Origin of the sequence: Streptomonospora sp. PA3 (assembly GCF_009728995.1) — a bacterium.
Classification (GTDB): domain Bacteria; phylum Actinomycetota; class Actinomycetes; order Streptosporangiales; family Streptosporangiaceae; genus Streptomonospora.
Genome location: NZ_VTZW01000008.1, coordinates 236,211 through 256,788, shown reverse-complemented (window position 1 = coordinate 256,788; position 20,578 = coordinate 236,211). Strand labels below are relative to the sequence as shown.

Genomic DNA, 20,578 nt, shown 5'->3' with positions numbered 1-20,578 from the left:
TCCCTCGGGCAGGCTCGTGTCAGTGCGGGCGAGTGGCCGTCCGCCGCCCGGCTCAGCGGTGGGAGAGCGCCGACAGGCCGCCGCCGCGCTCCCAGTCTGTCAGGTGCCGGTACTTCTCCGCCCCATTGACGGGGCATGTCCAGCCTTCGGCGGATTCGGCCAGCCGGACGCCCGGGGACTCCAGCCACCGCAGCACGCACTCCATCTCCCAGGCGCTGGCGCACGGGGCGGGGCCCGGGCCGGGAAAGACCGACTCGGCGGTGCTCACCAGCGCCGCGACGAACTCCGCGGGGTCGTCGCCGGGCCGCATGAACCCGCTGTTGGCCAGGCGGCCGCGGCGCACCACGTGCACTTCCCAGCCGGGCCGCACGGCGCTCTCGGGCCCGCGCGCGGGCGCGGCGGCGACCAGCTCGGGGATGGCAGACAGGGCGGCGAGGCGCTGGCTGCGGGCGGCGGCGGTGAGGAAGGCGGCCAGCCGGTCGCGGTGGGCGGCGGCCTCCTCGTAGCGCAGGTCGGCCGAGAGCTCGCGGATCTGGGCGGTGATGCGCTCGACCACGGCCGCGGGATCGGCGGTCATGGCTCCCGCAGCGGCGCGCGCGTGCACCGCGTAGTCCTCGGCGGACTCCGCACCCGAGCAGGGGGCGCCGCACCGGCCCAGCTCCGCCAGCACGCAGGCGGCGGTGGGGTTCTTCGGCGTGATCCTGCGGGTGCACTGGCGCAGGGGGAAGGACTGGTGCAGCGCCTCCCGCGCCAGCTCGGCCTCGCGCGCCGAGCGGAAGGGCCCCAGGTAGGGCGCGCCGTCGTCGCGCACGGTGCGCACGATCGACAGGCGGGGGAAGTCCTCGGCGGTCAGCTTGAGCCAGGGCGCGCGCTCGGGGTTGCGCGAGCGCCGGTTGTAGGGGGGCTTGCGCTCGGCGATCAGCCGCAGTTCGCGGACCTCGGCCTCCAGCCCGGTCTCGCACACGATGGGTGTCACGCCCTCGACCAGGCCGGCCATCTCGCGGATGCGGCCGCGCTTCTCCGAGCCGGTGAAGTAGGAGCGCACCCGCCGGCGCAGGTTGGTGCTCTTGCCGACGTAGAGGGCCTCGCCCTTGGCGTCGGTGAAGACGTAGACGCCGGGGGCCTCGGGCACGCCCTCGGCGATGCGGCGCTTGGTGCGCTGCGCGGCGGTGGGCGCCGAGCGGAACCGGCGCAGCTCCTCGGCCGTGCCGACGCCGAAGGAGCCCAGGCGCTCCAGCAGGCCGTGCAGCACGCCGACGGTGGCGCGGGCGTCGTCCAGGGCCCGGTGGGTGGGCTGGTCGGCCACGCCGAAGAAGCCCGCGAGCGTGCCCAGCTTGTGATTGGGCACCTCCTCGCGGGTGACCACCCGCCGGGCCAGGGCGACGGTGTCGACGACCTGCGGCGACGGCCAGGGGTAGCCGTACTCGGCGCAGGCCGCCTTGAGGAACCCGACGTCGAAGGGGGCGTTGTGGGCGACCAGGATCGCGCCGCGGTCCAGCGCGGCGAACTCCAGGAAGCCGGGCAGCACCGCCTCGACGGGGGGAGCGGGGGCGACCATGGCCTGGGTGATCCCGGTGAGCAGCGTGATGAACGGCGGGATGGGCAGACCGGGGTTGACCAGGGTGGAGAACTCGCCGAGGACCTCGCCGCCGCGCACCTGCACCGCGCCGATCTCGGTGATGCCCGCGGAGTCGGCGCGTGTTCCGGTGGTCTCCAGGTCGACGACCGTGAAGGTGGTCTCGGCCAGGGGTGTGCCCAGGTCGTCGAGGGTGCCTTGGACGGGGGTGTGCTGCTCGGCCACCCGGACAGGGTAAACGGGGGCTGCGACGGAATCCGCGGCCGGGCCGGGGGTGCGGGCCGGCGTCGGTGCAGGTGGACGCGTGTGCAGCCGCCGTCGGGCGCGCCCGGTGCGAGCGGTTGGGCCGGTTTCCGCGTCGATCACCGTGGAAAGATGGCCCAGACTCCGCGCGAGGCCGGGCCGCGGCGGTCGGGGCGGGGCAGCCGCGACCGCCGCGGCGCGGTCTGGGCGCGCTGCGAAGCTTCAGGCTGGAGTGCAGGAGGTCGGAGGAGATGGCTGTGCGAAACCCGGTCCCGCCTTGGCGCGGGCGGCGCGCTCCCGGCGGCCCGATCCGGCGGCGCCTCGGCGGGCGCGGGGCGCGCCTGCGCGCCGCCCCGGGCCGCGGCTCGGGGCCCGCACCGGCGGTGCGGGCATGACCTCCCAGGCGGGAGGGAGTCCCGAGCCCGGCGGCCCCGCCGACGAACCCGCGGGCCGGGCCTGCGGCGGCGAGAGCGGCTCCGGAGGCGGCGGGGAGGACCTGCCGCGTCCGCTGCCGGAGGCGGTACGCGCACGGGTCGTCGAGTACGGCTCCGACGTGCTGGGCGGGATGCGGATGGCCGACCTGCCGCCGGTGCTGCGCCGGGTCGCCAAGTTCGAGCCGCGCCGCCGCGCGCGGCTGGCCGGGCCCCAGATCGCCGCCCAGCTGGAGTCGGACGCCGGCTTTCGCGCGCAGGTCGCCGAGCGCGTCGAGCAGGTCTGGCCCGAGCTGGCCGGCGAGCTGCGCCGCGGCGTCGTCCCTCCGGCGGCCGACCCCGTCGCCGTGGCGGCGGCCGCCTATCTGCTGCGCCCCGAAGGCTGGCGCGACGTCGTCGAACGCGTGCGCGGCGAGCTGGACCGCCGGGAGAGCGCCAAGGAGGCGGACGAGGCGGCCGACACCATCGCCGACCTGCGCCGCAGGCTGGAGGAGGTCAAGAACGACCAGCGCGAGGAGCTGGCGCGGCTGCGCGCCGAGCTCAAGGACCAGCGCAGCACCATCGCCGACCTGCGCCGCAGGCTGCACACCGAGCGCGAGCGCGCCAGAGAGGCGGCGAGCGAGGCCGAGCAGGCGATCGCGGAGGCCGAGGAGCGCACCGCGACCACCACCGGCCAGGTCAACGCGGTGGAGGCGGAGAACCGCCGGCTGCGCCACCGCCTCTCCGCGGCCGAGACGCAGGTGGAGAACGCCCGCCGCGCCGCCCGCGCCGGCCGCAGCGCCGACGAGGCGCGGCTGCGCGTCCTGCTGGACGTGCTGCTGGAGGCCGCCCACGGGCTGCGCCGCGAGCTGGCGCTGCCCAGCTCCATCGAGAGCCCGGCCGACCTGGTCGCCGAGCAGCCCGCCGACCAGGACGCGCCCGTTCCCGGCCAGGGGCTGCCCGACGACGACCCCGGCCTGGTCGACGAGCTGCTCCGGCTGCCGCGGATGCACCTGCTGGTGGACGGCTACAACGTCACCAAGACCGGGTACGGCACCCTGCCGCTGGCCGACCAGCGCAGCCGGCTGCTGTCGTCGCTGGAGGGGCTGGCCAGCCGCACCAAGGCGGAGATCACCTGCGTCTTCGACGGTGCCGACGTCGGCACGCCGCCGGTCCTCTCGGCGACGCGCCGGGTGCGGCTGCTGTTCAGCGAACCCGACGAGACCGCCGACGAGCTGATCGTCCGGCTGGTGCGCGCCGAGCCCCGGGGGAGGCCGCTGGCGGTGGTCACCTCCGACCGGGAGATCGTGACCGCGGTGCGCCGCGAGGGCGCGCGCACGGTCTCCTCGGCACTGCTGCTGCGCCGGCTCGGGGGTGCTTGAGGCGTCCGAAACCCCGTGTGCAGCGGGTGACGCGAGCGCCCTCGTGGTTGAGGCGCCCTGTCCGGTCCGCTAAGTTCTATCCGGAGCTTGACCGGCTTCCCGCGCAGAGCGAGGGTCGCACCGGCGTACGCGGCGAGCGGCCGCCGGGTTTCGCGCTCTGCGGGAGGCCTCCCGGTGCGGCGGCGCTCTCCCGCCGCCGCGCCGACCGGTGCTCCGGCACACCGCCCGCGGTTCCCGCTCACCCGGCACCGTGCCTGCGCCCGGTCGCACCGCCCCGCCATCCCCCCTCATCCGAGCATGTGGACTGACCCGTAAGGAGCGTGGACCGCCATGACGAGCACAGGTGGTCGGCGCACGGCCCGCCGGATCGCGACCGGTTTCGGGGTCGTGGCCGCCGGAGGCCTCATCGTGCCCTCCGGGGTGGCCTACGCCGAGCCGACCCAGGAGGAGGTCGAGGCCAAGCTCGACGAACTCCAGGAGCAGGCCGACGGCATCGTCCAGGACTACAACGAGGCCAAGCAGGACTACGAGGCCGCCAAGGAGAAGGCCGACGACCTCAAGGACGAGGTGGGCGACGAGAAGGAGCGCTACGAGAAGCTGCGCGACGAGGTCGCCCACTTCGCCAGCGCCGCCTACCAGGGCACCGACCTGGACTCGCCCGCCAACGTCATCAGCGTCGACAACCCGGAAGACCTGATGGCGCAGTCGGCCGACGTCGGCTACCTCTCGGAGAACCAGAAGGAGAAGCTGGACGACTTCAGCGACTCCGCCGAGCGCCTGTTCCGGCTGAAGGACGAGGCCGACGCCGCCCTTGAGGAGGCCAAGGACAAGAAGGAGGAGATCGAGGAGAAGAAGGAGAAGGTCGAGGACAAGATCGCCGAGCAGGAGGACCTGCTCGCCGAGTTCCCCAGCGCCGACCCCGCCTCCGGCGGCGACGACACCGCCGGCGCCTCCTACACCGGTCCCGCCTCCGGCGACGCGCGCGCCGCCCTCGACTTCGCCTTCGCCCAGGTCGGCAAGCCCTACGTCTACGGCGCCACCGGTCCCGACGGCTACGACTGCTCCGGCCTGGTCATGCGCGCCTGGGGCGCCGCCGGCGTGAGCCTGCCCCGCACCACCTACGCCCAGGCCGAGGTCGGCCACCGCGTCACCCGCGACCAGCTGCAGCCGGGCGACATCGTGTTCTTCTACGGCAGCCTCGGCCACGACGGCCTCTACGTCGGCAACGGCCAGATGGTCCACGCGCCGCGCACCGGCAAGAACGTCGAGGTCGTGTCGATGTCGGGCTACTGGGACAGCCAGTTCCAGTTCGGCGTCCGCCCGTAGCGCCCTGCGCCCGCCCCGGTCGGCGGGGCGGGCCGGTGCCGCTGGTCACACCCGGCGCGATCCGGCCCGGCCCGTATCGGCCCGATTCGGGTCTCCGCGGGCCGGTCAGGCGCTCCGGCGCACCGATCGGGGCAGACCGGAACAGGAATACGGACATGCAGTAAAGAGCCGGAAATCGTAACGAATCGGTTGAGTATGGTGCTTGGGATGCACTAGTGTTCCTCGCCGAGTCCGGTCGTCGGTAATTGCCATCAGAAGGGTGGCAGCGGCCGGCTCCCGCCGAACTCCGCCCACGGCCGCCCCACTGCTCGGTCGGCGGAGCCGGGAAGCCCCCCTGCGGCACCTCCCCCCGCGTGCCGCACGCGCAGTCCCCGGGTGCTATCAGCCATCAAGCGGCGCCGACGGCTCCACGCGGCCTGCCGCGTCCGCCCGCCCCCGGGGATCTCCCGGCGGCGGCCCCCTGGCAGAAAGGTGTGCCACCATCGTGGATGATCGCCATGAACGTGGCTCGTTCCGCCGGCATCTCGCGACCGTCGGCTTCGTCGCCGCAGGCGCTCTGATCCTGTCCTCCAGCGCCGCGGTCGCCGAGCCGACCGCCGACGAGGTGCGGGCCAAGATCGAGAAGCTCCAAGAGGAGCACGCGAAGCTCGCCGAGAAGTACAACCAGGCGAAGCAGGACCACGACGCCGCCAAGGAGAAGCTTGAGGACCTGCGCGAGGAGAAGCAGGACACTCAGGACAAGATCGACGGCATGCAGGATGACATCCGCGGGCTGGCCAACGCGGCCTACACCAACGCCGACTTCGGCTCCCCCGCCTACCTGCTGAGCTCCACCGGCCCCGAGGAGGCCCTGGAGCAGGCGGCCGACCTCGGCTACCTGTCCGAGAACCAGCGCCAGAGCCTCATCGAGTACACCGAGCAGCAGGAGAAGCTCGAGGACCTCACGGCCGAGGCGAAGGACACCAAGTCCGAGGCCAAGGACAAGCTCGAAGAGGCCGAAGAGGCCAAGGACAAGGCCGAGAAGAAGATCGACAAGCAGCAGGACATCCTCGACGACCTCACCGCCGAGGCCGCGGCGGCCGCCAACGCCGGCGTCGGCACCGGGGACACGGGCGCGAGCTACACCGGCAGTGCCTCGGGCAGCGCCGCGGTCGCCCTGGACTTCGCCTACGCCCAGATCGGCGACTCCTACAGCATGGGCGCCACCGGCCCCGACGTGTGGGACTGCTCCAGCCTGATGCAGGCCGCCTGGGCCGAGGCCGGTGTCAGCCTGCCGCGCACCACCTACGACCAGGTCAACGCCGGCACACCGGTCTCCTGGGACGCGATGCAGCCCGGCGACTTGATCTTCTTCTACGACGGCCCCAGCCACGTGGGCATGTACGTCGGCAACAACAAGATGGTGCACGCGTCCAACCCGTCCAAGCCGGTCGCCGAGGTCGAGCTGAGCAGCTACTACCAGAGCAACTTCCACTCGGCGGTACGGCCCTGACGCCACCGGCGCGGTCGGCGGTCACAGCGGCGCTCGACGCCGAGGTCCGCGCGCCGGCGCCCGTCCCGAACGGGCTCACCGGCGCCGACGCGCAGCGTCCCACGCGCTGCGCACCCTGGGACGTCCTGGCTCTGGCCGTGCACACCGCCGGGGCGCCGGTGCGGGGCGCCGACGCCCTGAAGGGCCCGCGCCCTCCGGCGGCGGAGGCCTCCGCAGCGCAGTACTACCGGGCCGACACCAGGTTCTCGGCCGAGGTCGACGGCCGGCGGATCGCCGACGCCCTGGAGCGCGACGCCTGGACCGCTCCGCCGGCTCTGGAGGCCGTCGCCGAGCTGCTGTTCGCGGGTGCGGCCCGCCCGCCCGCACCGGGCATGGACACGCTGGAGGCCCCGAGGACCTGAAGGGGACCGGCGCGCGCTTCCCGGTTCTCGGCGGAGCGGCCCCCGGGCACACCCGGTCGCAGGAGGCGCCCTAGCGGGCACGGGGACGCGGCGAGGAAGCAGGCGGGAGGCACCTCGGGCGGCCGGATGCGCAGGCGCCGGGAGGGCGCCTGCGGGCCTCGCCGGTCCGCGGCGCGGACGAGGATCTAGACTCGGCCGCGTGCCGCGTACGCTGATCATCACCAACGACTTTCCGCCCCGCCCCGGGGGCATCCAGGCCTTCGTGCACGAGCTCGCGCTGCGCAGGCCCGCCGACTCGGTGGTCGTCTACTGCTCCACGCCGGGGCGGAAGGGCTCGGCGGCATGGGGCCGGGCCGCCGACTTCGATCTGGGGCTGCCGTTCCCCGTCGTCCGCGAGCGGACCCCGGTGCTGCTGCCCACCCCCGCCGTCCGGCGGCGGGCCGAGCGGATCGCCGCCCTGGAGGAGTGCGATTCGGTCCTGTTCGGCGCCGCGGCCCCGCTGGGGCTGATGGCCGGCGGCCTGCGCCGCGCCGGAGTGCGCCGCATCGTGGGGCTGACCCACGGCCACGAGACCGGTTGGTCGGCGCTGCCGGGCGCGCGCCGGGCGCTGCATCGCATCGGCGAGGAGACCGACACCCTGACCTACCTCGGCGACTACACGCGCGCCCGCCTGGCGCGGGCGCTCTCGCCGGCGGCCGCGGCGCGCATGCGCCGGCTGGCGCCCGGCGTCGACGCCGAGCGGTTCCGTCCCGGAGCGGGCGGGGAGGGCGTGCGCGAGCGCCACGGCCTGACCGGGCGCCCGGTGGTGGTGTGCGTGTCGCGGCTGGTGGCGCGCAAGGGCCAGGACACGCTGCTGCGGGCCTGGCCGCGGGTCCTGGCCGACGTCCCCGGCGCGGTGCTCCTCCTGGTGGGCGGCGGCCCCTACCGGCGGCGCCTGGAGGCGATGGCGCGCGAACAGGGCATCGCCGACTCGGTGTGCTTCGCCGGCGACGTCCCCGCCGCGGACCTGCCCGCCTACTACGACGCGGGCGACGTGTTCGCCATGCCCTGCCGCACCCGCAACGGCGGCCTGGACGTCGAAGGGCTGGGGATCGTCTACCTGGAGGCCGCGGCCTGCGGCCTGCCGGCGGTGGCCGGGCGCTCGGGCGGCGCACCGGACGCGGTGCGCGACGGCGAGACCGGGCTGGTGGTCGAGGGGACCCGCCCGGGCCCGACGGCGCGAGCCCTCATCCGGCTGCTGTCCGACCCCGAGCAGGCTGCCGCCATGGGCCGGGCCGGGCGCGCGTGGGTGCGGCGCGAATGGACCTGGGACCAGGTGTCGGCCCGGCTGGGGGAACTGCTGGAGGGCTGAGCGCCGATCGAGCCGGCGGCATGCGCCGGGAAGGGCGCGCACCTGCGGCTCCGGGCGGTTGCCGGCGGCTCCCGGCCCGGAGGTGGGCGCCCGGGTCCCCGGGGGACGGGGCAGGCCCTGCCGCGGCCCTCGGTGGAGGCGGCCGGCCCGCGGACGCGCCTCCACCGGAGAACCCGCCGCTCAGCTGCTGTAGAGGCGCTCGATCTCGTCGCTGAACTGCTTGGCCACCACGTGCCGCTTGACCTTGAGGGACGGGGTCATCTGGCCGCCCTCCTCGGTGAAGTCGACCGGCAGGACGGTGAACTTGCGCACCGACTCCGCGCGCGAGACCGCCTTGTTGGCGTCGTCGACGGCCTCCTGCACGGTCGCGACCAGGTCGGGGTCCTCCACCAGTTCGGCGATGGTCCCGCTCTTGCCGTGCTGCTTCTTCCAGAACTCGAAGGCCTCGGGGTCGATGGTGATCAGCGCCGAGACGAAGTTGCGGTTGTCGCCGACCACCATGCACTGGCTGACGATGGCGTGGCCGCGCAGCCGGTCCTCGATCACCGCGGGCGCGACGTTCTTGCCGCCGGCGGTCACGATGATCTCCTTCTTGCGGCCGGTGATGGCGAGGTAGCCGTCCTCGTCGAGCTTGCCGAGGTCGCCGGTGCGGTACCAGCCCTCGGCGTCGAACGCCTCGGCGGTGGCCTTCTCGTTCTGCCAGTACCCGCGCATCACGTGGTCGCCCTTGACCAGGATCTCGCCGTCGTCGTCGATGCGGTGGGCGACTCCCGGCAGCGGCGGCCCGACCGTGCCGATCTTGTTCTTGGAGGGGCTGTTCACCGAGGTGGGGGCCGAGGTCTCGGTGAGCCCGTAGCCCTCGATGATGGTCAGGCCCACGCCGCGGAAGAAGTGGCCCAGCCGCTCGCCCAGCGCGGAACCGCCGGAGACGGAGTAGCGGGCCTGCCCGCCGACCGCGGCCAGGATCTTGCCGTAGACCAGCCGCTCGAACAGGGCGTGGCGCAGCCGCAGCGACAGCGGGACGCGGCCGGTGTCCAGCGCGCGGCTGTAGGCGATCGCGGTGTCGGCGGCGGCGCGGAAGATGCGGCCGCGGCCCTCGGAGACCGCCTTCTGCTCGGCCTTGTTGTAGACCTTCTCGAACACCCGCGGCATCGCGAGCAGGAAGGTGGGGCGGAAGGACCCCAGCGCGTCGATGACCTCGGGCCCGGTGGTGGGGAAGTGCCCCATCACCGTGCGCGACTCCACGCAGCCGACCTGGATGACGCGGGCGAAGGAGTGGGCCAGCGGCAGGAACAGCAGCGTCGACCGGCCCTCGATGGAGAACACCTCGTGCAGCGGCCCGTGGATGGCGTTGAGGATGGTGAAGAGCAGGTTGCGATGCGTCAGCTCGCAGCCCTTGGGGCGGCCGGTGGTGCCCGAGGTGTAGATGAGGGTCGCCAGTTCGTCGGCGGTGCCGGCCTTGCGCCGCTCCTCGACGACGGAGTCGGCGACCTCGGCCCCGCCCCGCTGGAACTCCGCGAAGCCGGGCCCCTCGATCTGCCAGACGTGGCTCAGCTCGGGCAGGTCCGCGCGCACGGACTCGATGCGGGCCACGTGCTCGGCGGACTCGGCGAACACCGCCCGGCTGCCGGAGTCGCTGAGGATCCAGGAGATCTGCTCCTCGGAGGAGGACTCGTAGATCGGGACCGTCACGCCCCCCACCGACCAGATCGCGTAGTCGATCGTGGTCCATTCATAGCGGGTGCGCGACATCAGGCCGACCCTGTCGCCGTGCTCGACGCCGGCGGCGATCAGCGCCTTGGCGATCGCGGCGACGTCGTCGCGGAACTGCGCGCAGGTGACGTCGCGCCACTGGCCCGCCTCCTGGCGGCGGAACGCGACCGCGTCGGGCTCTTCCTCCGCCCGTGCAAAGAGCGTGTCAGGCAGCCGCGACTCGGCCGCGACCTCCACCTTTACCGGACTGCTGTATTCGCGCACGTCATTGCTCCCGGACATCTGCTTCCACGAGGGGACAGCAACGACGGTAACAACTTTCCCTACCCACGGGTAGAACACGTTCTCACCTGGTATCCGAAAGTGATCCGCGCCGGTGTGCGCGGGCCCCGGCGGGGCGTACGCTTCCGGATTTCCCCGGGCGCGCCGCCACCCTCGGACCGCGGGCGGCTAACGTGACGGGCAAGAGCTCGAAGCACACGGAAGCGGGGCGAGTGCACCATGGCCGAACCCGATCGCGACGCCGACCGCACCGACAGCGGTTCGCAGGACATCATCGACGACGCGCTGCGCATGGTCGACTCACTGCAGCGGCGCCTGCTGGTCGCCGGAGTGCGCCGCGGAGCCACCGCGGCCTCGGCGCCGCCGCGCAAGGGCGACGTGTGGGAGGAGGCCCTCAAGTACGAGCAGCCCCAGCCGCAGCCCTCCCCGCTGGAGGAGCTGATGGGCATCGCGCGCAAGAAGGGGCCGGAGGTCGCCGGCCACCTCGGGCGGGCCGGTATCGCCGTGGTCGGCGCGGTGGGCGAGACCCTGGGCGTGGTCGAACGCGCCCTGGAGCGCCGCACCCCCGACCCCGAGCAGTACTCCTCCCGGCGCTCGGAGACCGAGCAGGGCAGTGTGGAGGCACCGCGGGAGATCTCCGGGGGCGGAGGACACTAGACTCCGGCGCGGAATGGTTTAGTCCAATCGCCGCGCCGTCCCCGCTCCCGCCCTTCGTGCCGCGAGCGCGTCCGGCGCCGCGTGCGTCCGGAGACCAGCAGGAGGAGGAACCGCCCATGGGGATGACGATCGGCGTGGACATCGGCGGCACCAAGGTGGCCGCGGGGATCGTCGACTCCGGCGGGCGGATCCGCGACGTCGTCAAACACCCCACCCCGTGGGGTGACGGCGAGGCACTCGCCGACACGGTCGGCGCAGCCGTGCGCGAGCTGCGCGGCAGGCACGCCGACGGCGCCATCGCCGCCGTCGGCGTGGGCACCGCGGGATTCGTCGACGCCGACCGGGCCACCATCGTGCTGGGCGCCAACCTCGGCCTGCACGAGGAGCCCTTCACCGAGCGCCTGCGGCGGCGCGTGGACCTGCCCGTCGTGGTGGAGAACGACGCCAACGCCGCCGCCTGGGCCGAGGCCCGCTTCGGCGCCGGCCGCGACAGCGAGCACGTCGTCTGCGTCACCCTGGGCACGGGCGTGGGCGGCGCCATCGTGATGAACGGCGAACTCCAGCGGGGGCGCTACGGCGTGGCCGGGGAGGTCGGCCACTACCGGGTCGTGCCGTTCGGGCGCCGGTGCGGATGCGGCAACCACGGCTGCTGGGAGCAGTACGCCAGCGGCCGCGCCCTCGTCGGCGAGGCCCTCGACCTCGCCCGCGCCGAACCCAAGCGCGCCGAGCGGATGGTGGAGCTCGCCGGAGGCAGCGCCGCGGACATCCAGGGCAGCGCCATCACCCGCGCCGCCCAGGAGGGCGACGAGGGCGCCCTGGCCTGCTTCGCCGCGGTGGCGGAGTGGGTGGGCCTGGGCCTGGCCGACCTCGCCGCGATCCTCGACCCGGAGCTGTTCGTGATCGGCGGCGGGGTCTCCGACGCCGGCGCCATCCTGCTCGACCCGGTCCGCGACTCCTTCGCCCGACACGTCACCGGACGCTCCACCCGCCGCCTGGCCGACATCCGCATCGCCGAGCTGGGCTCCCAGGCGGGCATCGTCGGCGCCGCGGACCTCGCGCTGCGCTGACGCCGCCGGACGCGGAAGACTGGGACGGGCGCGGGGCCGGGCGGCTATCGGACCGCGCGGCGCGGGTAGTCAACGGATGTGTCGAACTCCGAGATCCGCGTGCTCTCCTACAACGTGCACGCCCTGCGCGACGACGCCACGGCGGTGGCGCGGGTGGTGAACGCCTGCCGCCCCGACATCGTGTGCCTGCAGGAGGCGCCGCGGCTGCTGCGCTGGCAGTCCCGGCGGCGCCGGCTGGACCGCTCCATCGGCATGGTCCCGGCGATCAGCCGGCGCACCGGCGGGCTCGCCATCCTGTGCCGCCCGGGCATCGAGGTGCACCGCATCGGCCACCGCGTGCTGCGGCGGTACCCCGGCCTGCTCGTGCGGACGCTGTCCATGGCCGCCCTGCACGTCGAGGGCCACCCGCTGCTGGTCGCCTGCACCCATCTCGACCTGCACGCGGGAGCGCGCCTGCACCACGCCGGCGAGGCGGTGGACCACCTGGCCGCTTTCGCGGTGGAGAACCCGGGGCCCGCCGTGCTGGCCGCCGACGCCAACTGCGTCCCCGGCAGCCCGGCCTGGCGGCTGCTCACGGCCGGACTGCGCGACGCCGCCGGCGAGCATCCGTGGGGTGAGGAGGCGACCTTCCCCGCGCGCGACCCGCGCAGGCGCATCGACGGGATCTTCACCTCGGGCGACGTGAAGGTCCTGCGGGCCGGGGTGCCGGTCGGGCCGGCCGACCCCGCCGACATGGCCCGTGCGAGCGACCACCGCCCGGTGCTCGCCGACATCCTGCTCCCCGGTGAGCCCGAGGAGGGGCCCGAGGGGAACTGACGGGGCGGCAGGGGCCGCAAAGGGCGACGACGCGAAGGCGGGCGGCCCGCGGAGGGGAGCGGGCCGCCCGCCGGTCAGGGGCCTCGGCCGGGCCGCCGCTCGGCGGGCCTTCGCCGGGGCGGGGCTCCGGCCCTCAGCGCCACCGGGCGGTGAAGACCGCGGCGCAGTCGGTACCGGGGGAGTCGGCGGAGGCGGCGCGGTTGGCGCCCGACTCCCAGGTCACCGTGCCGTCGGGATCGACCTTGACCAGCTTGTACTCGAAGTCGGTCCCCGCGGGCAGGTCGACCGCGCCGCTCCAGGTGGGATAGCTGGAGTCGTCGGTGGACAGCCGCAGCCCCTCGTCCGGGTTCCACGAACCCAGCTCGGGGACGGAGCCCACCACGCGCACGTTCTGCCCGTACCACGTATCGGCCTGGACTAAGAACTCCGCGGAGACGGCCGCGCACTCGTCCCCGCCGTCCGGGGGCGGTGCGCCGCAGTCCTGCCCGTCGGCGCACGCGGCGCCCGTGTGCAGGGCGACCGCGCCTTCGGCGGGGACGGTGACGCTCACCTCGCCGCCCGCGACCTCGTAGGCGGCCGATTCGCACTGCCCCGAGGCGCCGAGGGTGCCGTTGGCGACGTCGCAGTAGGTGCCGTCGGGCAGGGCGGTGGGCGCGGTCAGCGTCCAGGGCGCGCCCGTCGCGTTGAACGCCGCGAACCCGGCCTCGCCCCGGTCGAAGGCGATCCGGGCGCCGCCGTCGCGCGCCCGCTCGGTCGCCGGCGCGTCGCCGACGGCGTTGGCGAAGGTCGGCATGGCGTTGAGGTCGCGGTGCTCGCACAACCACTGCTCGCGGCCGCAGTCGGTGGGCGCGGTGAGGGCGCCGGCCGGGTCGCCCGCCTCGGTGCCGGTCGTCGGCGGCCCCTGGTCGGCGGAGTCGAACCGGTAGCTCGACATCACCTTGGCGGTGCCGTAGGGCTGGGCGATGGTGAGCGCCTGGGCCAGCGTGTGCCGCTGCCCCATGCCCTGGCGGCTGATGGAGGTGTCGTTGCGCTGGGTGTCGTGGTTGTCGACGAAGACCACCGCCTGCTCGCTGCCGACGGCCATGTCGTTGCGCACGGTCTCCAGCACGCTGCCCAGCCGCCCGTCGCGGATCTCAGCGGCCACGGTGCTGTGGTAGCGGGTGTCGGTGACGTCGCCCAGGTGGGTGTAGCCGGGCGGCCGGATCGACTCGGGCCCGCCGCCTTCCAGCACTTCCTGGAAGATGTAGGGCCGCCCCCCGAATACGGGGACGTCGTCCAGGCGCGCGAAGATCGCTTCCAGGTCCTCGGCGGGCATGTGCTTGGCGGCGTCGATCCGGAAGCCGGCGACGCCCAGGCCGACGAGGTCGTTCAGGTAGCCGGCGATGGTGCCGCGGACGTGCTCGGAGCCGGTGTCCAGGTCCGACAGGGCCAGCAGTTCGCAGTCGTGCACCTGCTGCGGATCGTTCCAGTCGGAGATGTCCGTGCGGCAGTCGCTGAAGTCGCCGTCGCCGTAGGGCACGTGGGGGTAGGAGTACTTCTCGTAGGTGTGCCCGGCGCTGCCCGGGCCGGCGCCGACCGAGCCCGTTCCGGTCATGTGGTTGATCACGGCGTCGACGTAGATCTTCACCCCCGCGTCGCGGCAGCGGGCGACCATGTCGGCGAACTCGGCGCGGGTGCCGCGGCGGGTGTTGTCGATGGAGTAGGAGACCGGCTGGTAGTCCTGCCACCAGGGATAGCCCTCGCCTTCCAGGACCACGTGCTCCTGGGGCGGTGAGACCTGCACGGCTCCGTAGCCGTTGGGGCCCAGGACCTCCTCGCACTCGCGTGCCACGGACTCCCAGCGCCACTGGAAGAGGTGGACGATGGTCTCGCGCTCGGCTTGGGCCGGGGCGGCCGCCGCGGGCCGGACGGGCGAGGGGGCGGGATCGGCCGCGGACGGCGCGGCCGGGACCGCGGCGCCCACCGCGGCCAGCACGGCGCACGCCGCCGCGGCGCCGAGTCGTCGGATCTGCTGCATCGCGCCTCCCGGGCGGATGGGGGACAGGGCGGGGGCCCGCATTCTGTTTCACGCAATTTCAGAAACCGTTTGCGGCGCAGGGGTCGAATGTAGCAAGCCGCCGTGCTCGTGTGAATGGGGTCATGCGGTGCGGGCAGCCGATCGCCCGGGCTTGCATCACCGCTTCCGCCTGCGGGTTCTCCTTCGCGCGGCGGTCCGGTTACGCACGGTGGCGGAGCGTGGCGGCGATGATCAGCGAGGATCGCGCTCGGTGAGATCGCGGAATTCCGCAAACGAACTGGAAGCTCTGCAATCCGTTGCAGGCGGACGCGGTCCGGCGGCCCGTAGCGGAGAATCCGGTCACCACAGCGGCTGCGCCAACGGGGCCGGGGTGCGCGTAGCGCCCGCCCGTCACCCGCCACCGCCCCTAACGGAGGCGCTGCGCGCCACGTACTTGTTCTGCGCCGGCTTGCCGCCGAGCGCACGGATCACCGTTGCGCCGGAGCCCCGCCACCGGTGGCACGGCTCCGTCTGACAGGTGCAGCGTGCGCTCGGCGGCAAGCAAGCACGTGACGCGCAGCGTCTCCGATGGGGTGGCGGCGGGCTGACGGGCGGGCGCATCGCGCTACGCGAGGCGCGCCCATTGCCGCACCGCCGATGGCGGCCGCCCCAGGCGGTACCCGGTGGGTTCCTCGAAAGCGGCGCCCCTACCGTTCTCAAACGCGGCTTAGGCGGCGGTGCCCGGGTTCTCGTTCTCGCCGGAGCGGGTGCCGCCTGTCTCCTGATCGGCGGCGGGGACGCCCTCGGGGTCGGTGTCGGCCTCGGCGGCCGGACGGCCGCGCCGCCGCAGGCGCAGGCGCTCGCGCCAGCCCTTGCCGTGCTTCTTGCGCTCGGCCCGCTCGGCGCGCTTGCGCTCCTTCTCGCCGGCGTGCTGCTCCTTCTTCTCCTCCTTGGCCGCCGCCTCCAGTTCGGCCTTGACCGACTGCGCGTAGCGGTCCACGTACTCCTGGCCCGACAGCTCCATCAGGGCGTACATGATCTCGTCGGTGACGGCGCGCAGCACCCGCGGGTCCTTCTCCATGCCGTAGTAGCGGGAGAAGTCCAGCGGCTTGCCGAAGACGACCTTGGGCCGGATGCCGAGCTTGGGGACGGTGCGCCCCGGCGGCATGATCTTGTCGACGTTGATCATGGCCATCGGGATCACCGGCGCCCTGGACTCCAGTGCCATGCGCGCCACGCCGGTGCGGCCCCGGTAGAGCCTGCCGTCGGGCGAGCGGGTGCCCTCGGGGTAGATGCCCAGCAGCCTGCCCTGCTTGAGCACCTTCAGGCCGGTGCGCAGGGCCGCTTCGCTCGCCTTGCCGCCGGAGCGGTCGATGGGGATCTGGCCGACCCCGGTGAAGAAGAGGCGGCTGATCAGCCCTTTCGGCCCGGTGCCGGTGAAGTATTCGGCCTTGGCCAGAAACGTGATCTTGCGGGGGAGGGGCAGCGGCCCGAAGAAGTGGTCGGAGAACGACAGGTGGTTGCCGACCATGATCGCCGGCCCGTGCCGGGGCACGTTCTCGACCCCTTCGGCGCGCGGCTGCCACAGCACCGCGAGCACGGGCCCCAGAATCGCCTTGACAACCCAGTAGAACACCGGCACTCACTCCCGCCCGCGCGGGGCGCGCCTGGACGAACTCGCCACGTCAGCCTTCCCGCTTCCACGAACAATCGCCGCCATCTTCCCATTGTCGGCGGCGCACCACCAATGTCGGAACAAGTTACCCGCAGGTAGTGGCGGTGGGGCGGCCCGAAACCGCCGCCGCGCGCCCGCGCCGGCCGCCGGAGGCCGCGGCCGCGGCGGTCCGCTTAACGGGGTATCCGGGCAGCGGGCCGCGTACTAATTTCGTAAAGTCGGTTCAGTAGTCCGCGGCCGCCCCGCCGCACCCCCATCGGAGTCGAGGAGGGCCCTCCATGCCGCCACTGCCCGGCGCCGAACCCTACCGCCGACCCGGGGGCGACGTGGGCGTGCTGCTCTGCCACGGGTTCACCGGCACGCCCCGCGCCCTGCGGCCCTGGGCCGAGCACCTGGCCGCGGCGGGGCTTGCGGTCGACGTCCCGCTGCTGCCCGGCCACGGCACCTCCTGGCAGGAGATGGCCGCGACCACGAGCACGCAGTGGCTGGCCGCGGTGGAGGGCGCGCTGCTGCGGCTGCACGACATGTGCCGCACCGTCTTCGTCATGGGCCTGTCCATGGGCGGGTGCCTGGCGCTGCGCCTGGCCCAACTGCACCCCGGCAAGGTCCGCGGTGTGGTGGTGGTCAACCCGTCGCTGGCCCTGGAGACCCCGCTGCTGCTGATCGCCCGGCTGCTGGCGCCGTTCGTGCCCACCACGCCGGCCGTGGGGGAGGACATCAGGAAGCCGGGCGTGGGCGAGGGATCCTATGCGAAGGTCCCCACGGCCGCCGCGGCGACACTCCCGAAGCTGTGGCGCGACACGAAGCGGGACATGGCTTCCATCACCGCCCCGGTCCTGGCCTACCGAAGTCCGCAGGACCATGTCGTGGGGCCGCGGAGTCTGCGTATCCTCACAAGTAGGGCGGTGAACGCGCCCTTGCGCGTGCACTCCCTGGACAACAGCTACCACGTGGCCACTCTGGACTACGACGCCTCCACCATCTTCGACGGCAGCCTCGCGTTCGTGCGCGAGCACTCCAGGAGCGGGGAAGGGACGAAGCGATGACTCATCGCCGGGGCAACGGCCTGCTCGCCGAGACCTACGTCCCGCTCATCGTGCTTCCCACCGACCTGGCCGACCAGATGCTCGACGCCCTGCGCGACTCCGGGATCGCGGCCTACGCCGTGCAGCTCGACGAGGGGCTGCTGGACGACACCGCCGAGCAGCCGGGCACCGACCACCTCTACGTCGACGCCCGCGAGCGCGCGGCGGCCGAGGCCATCCTCCGCGACCAGTTGCCCGACCTGGAGCACCGCGGCATCGACTCGGGCGGCGCCGAGCCCGCCGAATCGGCCGACTCCGCCGACGGCGCCCGCCGGCAGCCGCTGGCCGAGCGCGAGCCCGGCGCGGGCGGCCCCGCCGATGACGACGACGTGTGGGCCGACCTCGTCGCGCGCTTCTACGACTCCCCGGCCTCGACCGGGGCGGAGTGGCCCGACGCCGAGAACCTCGCCGCCGGCGAGCGCGCCGCCGCGGCCGACTCCGACGATCCCGACGCCGCCGACTCCGACCCGGACGAGGCCGGCGGGGACGACCGCGGCGACGCCGGCGGCTCCCCGCGCGCCCGCGTGGTCCGCCCGGCCGAGCCCGGCGACGACCACGAGCACTTCGTGCCCCCGCCGCCCCCGCCCCTGCCGCGCGGCGACCTCACCAGCCGCCTCTCGTGGGCCGGCCTGTTCGGCGGCCCGCTGGTGCTGCTGGGGTCGATGCTGCTGGGTATATCGCTGCCGGGCTGGCTCGCGTTCCTGGCCGTGGCCGCGTTCATCGCCGGGTTCGTCGTGCTGGTGGTGCGCATGGGCGACCGCCCGCCCGGCGACAACGGCCCCGACGACGGCGCGGTGGTCTGAGCCCGCACCGGCCCGGCGCGGAGGGCCGCCGCGCGGCCGGGCCGCCCTCCACCGCACCGCCCGCCCTCCGACACCCGCCCCGCGGCCTCGCGCCCGGATCCCGCAGCCGGTAGGACACCCCCTGATGACCCCCGAACCCCTCGACGCGGCGCGGGAGCCCGCCGCACCCCCCGCCGCCCGGCCCGCTGCGGCGGCCGCCGGCGCCGAACCGCCGGGCTTCTCCGCGCCGCTGTGGCGCGCCATCGCCGTCTTCCGCGCCGCGTCGCTGGGCTATGCCGTGTTCCTGATGGCCCAGCACCTGGAGCTGCTCGCGCGGCCGTGGGCTGCCTGGGCGGTGCTGGCCGCGATGGCCGCCTGGACCGCCGCCACGGCCCTGCTCTACGCGCGCCCCCGGCGCCGCACGCGCGGGCTGCTGGCCGCCGACCTCGCCGTCGCCTTCGGCTGCCTGGCCGCCACCGCGGTGGCGGTCCAGCCCGACTACCTGCGCATGGCTCCGCCGCTGACCACCACCTGGTTCGCGGGCGCCGTGCTGGCGGTCGCGGTGATGGGCGGGCGGCGCCTGGCGCTGGGCGCGGCCCTGGCCCACGGAGTGGTCGACATCGCGGTGCGGACCGTGCTCGGGCTGACCGTCACCGCCGCGGTTCCGCGCGGGGTGGTGCTGCTGCTCCTGGCCGGATACTCCGTGGGCTACCTGGCCAACTACGCCTCGGCCGCCGAGCGGCGCCTGGCCGAGGCCGTCGAGCTGGAGGCGCGCACCCGCGAACGCGAGCGGCTGGGCCGCTCGATCCACGACTCCGTGCTGCAGGTGCTGGCGATGGTGCAGCGGCGCGGCGCCGAGGCGGGCGGCGAGGCCGCCGAGCTGGGCCGCCTCGCCGGTGAGCAGGAGGCCAGGCTGCGGGCGCTGATCGGCGGCCGGCACGGCCCCGCGGCGGCGCCCGGCGCGCACGCGGGGCCCGGCGGGACCGCGGCCCCACCGGGCGTCCCGGCCGCGGCCGGGACGCCGGCCGCCGACCTGTCGGCCCTCCTCGACGCGCATGCGGGCGCGCGCGTGACGGTCTCGGCGCCGGCGACCGAGGTCGCCATCGCCCCCCAGGCGGCCCGCGAGATCGACGCGGCCGTGCGCGAGGCGCTGAGCAACGTCGAGCGCCACTGCCCGCCCTCGACGCGGGTGTGGCTGCTGGTGGAGGACGAAGGGGAGACCGTGACCGTGACGGTCCGCGACGACGGGCCGGGCATCGGTCCCGACCGCCTCGCCGAGGCCGCCGCCGAGGGCAGGATGGGCCTCGGCCAGTCCATCCGCGGCCGCATCGCCGACCTCGGCGGCACCACCGTGATCACCACGGCCCCGGGCCAGGGCACCGAGATCGAGATGCGCGTCCCGCGCTGAGCCGGCACCGGTCCGGGGATAAGCCGCCTCCTTTCCGGCAGTCGCCCGCCGCACGCCCGCGAACCCTGGGCGACCTGCGAAACCGCTTCGAAAAAAAGTTGCGCACCCAGAAACTTTTCCGAACGCGCAGGTTTTCGTAGCCTGGAGTCATGCACGGCCGAAGCGGCGAGCGCACCGGACTGCGCGAGCGCAAGAAGCAGGAGACCAGGGTCGCGCTGAGCTGGGCGGCGATCCGGCTCGCCGTCGAACGCGGCCTGGACGGCGTCCGGGTCGAGGACATCGCGGCCGAGGCGGGGGTTTCGGCCCGGACCTTCAACAACTACTTCGCGAGCAAGGGCGAGGCGATCGCCGCGCGCCAGTTCGATCGCGCTCGCGTGATCGCCGACAGCCTGCGCGAGCGCCCGGCCGAGGAGCCCCTGTGGGAGGCCATCAGCCACGCGGTGCTGGCGGAGTACGCCTTGGGTGCGCAGGCCGCCGGCCAGGCCGCCCCCGACCCGCACTGGCTCGCCGGAGTCCGCCTCATGGTCGCCGAACCCGCTCTGCAGGGCGAGATGTTCCGCGCCAACGCCGTGGCCCACGACCACCTCGCCGCCGCGGTCGCCGAGCGCACCGGCACCGACGCCGAGCGGGACATGTACCCCCAGCTCGTCGCCGGCGCGGTGGGTGCCGCCGTCCAGGCGGCCATGCGCCGGTGGCTGCACGCCGATCCCCCCGAACCCGTCGCCCCCTTGCTGCGCGAGGCCCTCGACCGGGTCCGCGCCGGACTGCCCGCTCCCTGACACCCCGCGGGCGGAACGACCGCCCACCGATCCGCCTCCGACGGCCGCCTGGTGCCGCCGGAGCGCTCCGCCGCGCCCTCGCGCGCCTCGTCGAGCCGCCCGCCGGGCGGCCGCCCGACCCTGCCGCAGGAGGAACT

General features: G+C 74.4%; 16 protein-coding genes. 12 read left to right on the top strand and 4 right to left on the bottom strand.

The window, feature by feature from the left end; translation table 11 throughout:
* Window positions 1–52 precede the first annotated feature (52 nt).
* Window positions 53–1,801, bottom strand: a complete 1,749-nt coding sequence (locus FZ103_RS07010; RefSeq protein ID WP_186355938.1) for a DEDD exonuclease domain-containing protein — start codon at window positions 1,799–1,801, stop codon at window positions 53–55.
* Between the two features lie 409 nt (window positions 1,802–2,210).
* Here FZ103_RS07010 and FZ103_RS07005 point away from each other — a divergent pair, with 409 nt between their 5' ends.
* The 5 genes from FZ103_RS07005 (at window position 2,211) to FZ103_RS06985 (ending at window position 8,181) form a co-directional block, all read left to right on the top strand.
* Entirely contained in the window at window positions 2,211–3,611 is a 1,401-nt protein-coding gene (locus FZ103_RS07005) for an NYN domain-containing protein (protein ID WP_155999736.1), read from the top strand.
* A 330-nt stretch (window positions 3,612–3,941) separates the two neighbouring features.
* Window positions 3,942–4,937 carry an NlpC/P60 family protein gene (locus FZ103_RS07000; RefSeq protein WP_155999734.1) on the top strand — a complete coding sequence of 332 codons (996 nt, stop codon included), beginning with the start codon at window positions 3,942–3,944 and terminating at the stop codon, window positions 4,935–4,937.
* 484 nt (window positions 4,938–5,421) lie between these two features.
* Window positions 5,422–6,429 carry an NlpC/P60 family protein gene (locus FZ103_RS06995; RefSeq protein WP_186355937.1) on the top strand — a complete coding sequence of 336 codons (1,008 nt, stop codon included), beginning with the start codon at window positions 5,422–5,424 and terminating at the stop codon, window positions 6,427–6,429.
* 137 nt (window positions 6,430–6,566) lie between these two features.
* Window positions 6,567–6,830 carry a hypothetical protein gene (locus FZ103_RS06990; RefSeq protein WP_155999732.1) on the top strand — a complete coding sequence of 88 codons (264 nt, stop codon included), beginning with the start codon at window positions 6,567–6,569 and terminating at the stop codon, window positions 6,828–6,830.
* Window positions 6,831–7,029: 199 nt separating this feature from the next.
* Window positions 7,030–8,181, top strand: coding sequence for a glycosyltransferase family 4 protein (locus FZ103_RS06985; RefSeq protein ID WP_186355936.1), 1,152 nt, complete (start codon window positions 7,030–7,032; stop codon window positions 8,179–8,181).
* Window positions 8,182–8,361: 180 nt separating this feature from the next.
* Here FZ103_RS06985 and FZ103_RS06980 read toward each other — a convergent pair whose 3' ends face one another.
* A complete protein-coding gene (locus FZ103_RS06980) occupies window positions 8,362–10,158 on the bottom strand; it encodes a long-chain fatty acid--CoA ligase (protein ID WP_186356010.1) in 1,797 nt (598 codons plus the stop codon).
* 237 nt (window positions 10,159–10,395) lie between these two features.
* Between FZ103_RS06980 and FZ103_RS06975 the strand changes: the two genes are divergently transcribed.
* From FZ103_RS06975 to FZ103_RS06965, 3 genes are all read left to right on the top strand, one after another.
* Window positions 10,396–10,833 carry a hypothetical protein gene (locus FZ103_RS06975; RefSeq protein WP_155999728.1) on the top strand — a complete coding sequence of 146 codons (438 nt, stop codon included), beginning with the start codon at window positions 10,396–10,398 and terminating at the stop codon, window positions 10,831–10,833.
* Between the two features lie 116 nt (window positions 10,834–10,949).
* Window positions 10,950–11,900, top strand: coding sequence for an ROK family glucokinase (locus FZ103_RS06970; protein ID WP_155999726.1), 951 nt, complete (start codon window positions 10,950–10,952; stop codon window positions 11,898–11,900).
* A 78-nt stretch (window positions 11,901–11,978) separates the two neighbouring features.
* Window positions 11,979–12,716: an endonuclease/exonuclease/phosphatase family protein gene (locus FZ103_RS06965; protein ID WP_186355935.1), complete on the top strand. Its 738-nt coding sequence runs from the start codon at window positions 11,979–11,981 to the stop codon at window positions 12,714–12,716.
* 133 nt (window positions 12,717–12,849) lie between these two features.
* On the opposite strand, the gene FZ103_RS06960 is transcribed toward FZ103_RS06965, so the two are convergent.
* Window positions 12,850–14,733 carry a carbohydrate-binding module family 20 domain-containing protein gene (locus tag FZ103_RS06960; RefSeq protein WP_155999724.1) on the bottom strand — a complete coding sequence of 628 codons (1,884 nt, stop codon included), beginning with the start codon at window positions 14,731–14,733 and terminating at the stop codon, window positions 12,850–12,852.
* A gap of 706 nt (window positions 14,734–15,439) precedes the next feature.
* Entirely contained in the window at window positions 15,440–16,348 is a 909-nt protein-coding gene (locus FZ103_RS06955) for a lysophospholipid acyltransferase family protein (RefSeq protein ID WP_186355934.1), read from the bottom strand.
* A gap of 317 nt (window positions 16,349–16,665) precedes the next feature.
* Between FZ103_RS06955 and FZ103_RS06950 the strand changes: the two genes are divergently transcribed.
* From FZ103_RS06950 to FZ103_RS06935, 4 genes are all read left to right on the top strand, one after another.
* Window positions 16,666–17,433, top strand: coding sequence for a carboxylesterase (locus tag FZ103_RS06950; RefSeq protein WP_155999722.1), 768 nt, complete (start codon window positions 16,666–16,668; stop codon window positions 17,431–17,433).
* Entirely contained in the window at window positions 17,430–18,275 is an 846-nt protein-coding gene (locus FZ103_RS06945) for a hypothetical protein (protein WP_155999720.1), read from the top strand. Before FZ103_RS06950 ends, FZ103_RS06945 begins: the two co-directional genes overlap by 4 nt.
* Window positions 18,276–18,399: 124 nt before the next feature.
* Window positions 18,400–19,662 (top strand): MacS family sensor histidine kinase, encoded by a 1,263-nt coding sequence (gene macS, locus FZ103_RS06940; RefSeq protein ID WP_186355933.1) that lies wholly within the window; start codon window positions 18,400–18,402, stop codon window positions 19,660–19,662.
* Window positions 19,663–19,811: 149 nt separating this feature from the next.
* The gene (locus FZ103_RS06935; RefSeq protein ID WP_155999719.1) at window positions 19,812–20,441 is read left to right on the top strand and encodes a TetR family transcriptional regulator; all 630 of its coding nucleotides are present in this window, start codon (window positions 19,812–19,814) and stop codon (window positions 20,439–20,441) included.
* The last annotated feature ends 137 nt before the right edge of the window (window positions 20,442–20,578 follow it).

Coding starts and splice junctions, on each gene's coding strand:
- FZ103_RS07005 (WP_155999736.1), top strand. CDS start 2,211: ATGACCTCCCAGGCGGGAGGGAGTCCCGAGCCCGGCGGCCCCGCCGAC.
- FZ103_RS07000 (WP_155999734.1), top strand. CDS start 3,942: ATGACGAGCACAGGTGGTCGGCGCACGGCCCGCCGGATCGCGACCGGT.
- FZ103_RS06975 (WP_155999728.1), top strand. CDS start 10,396: ATGGCCGAACCCGATCGCGACGCCGACCGCACCGACAGCGGTTCGCAG.
- FZ103_RS06970 (WP_155999726.1), top strand. CDS start 10,950: ATGGGGATGACGATCGGCGTGGACATCGGCGGCACCAAGGTGGCCGCG.
- FZ103_RS06960 (WP_155999724.1), bottom strand. CDS start 14,733: ATGCAGCAGATCCGACGACTCGGCGCCGCGGCGGCGTGCGCCGTGCTG.
- FZ103_RS06950 (WP_155999722.1), top strand. CDS start 16,666: ATGCCGCCACTGCCCGGCGCCGAACCCTACCGCCGACCCGGGGGCGAC.
- FZ103_RS06945 (WP_155999720.1), top strand. CDS start 17,430: ATGACTCATCGCCGGGGCAACGGCCTGCTCGCCGAGACCTACGTCCCG.
- macS (WP_186355933.1), top strand. CDS start 18,400: ATGACCCCCGAACCCCTCGACGCGGCGCGGGAGCCCGCCGCACCCCCC.
- FZ103_RS06935 (WP_155999719.1), top strand. CDS start 19,812: ATGCACGGCCGAAGCGGCGAGCGCACCGGACTGCGCGAGCGCAAGAAG.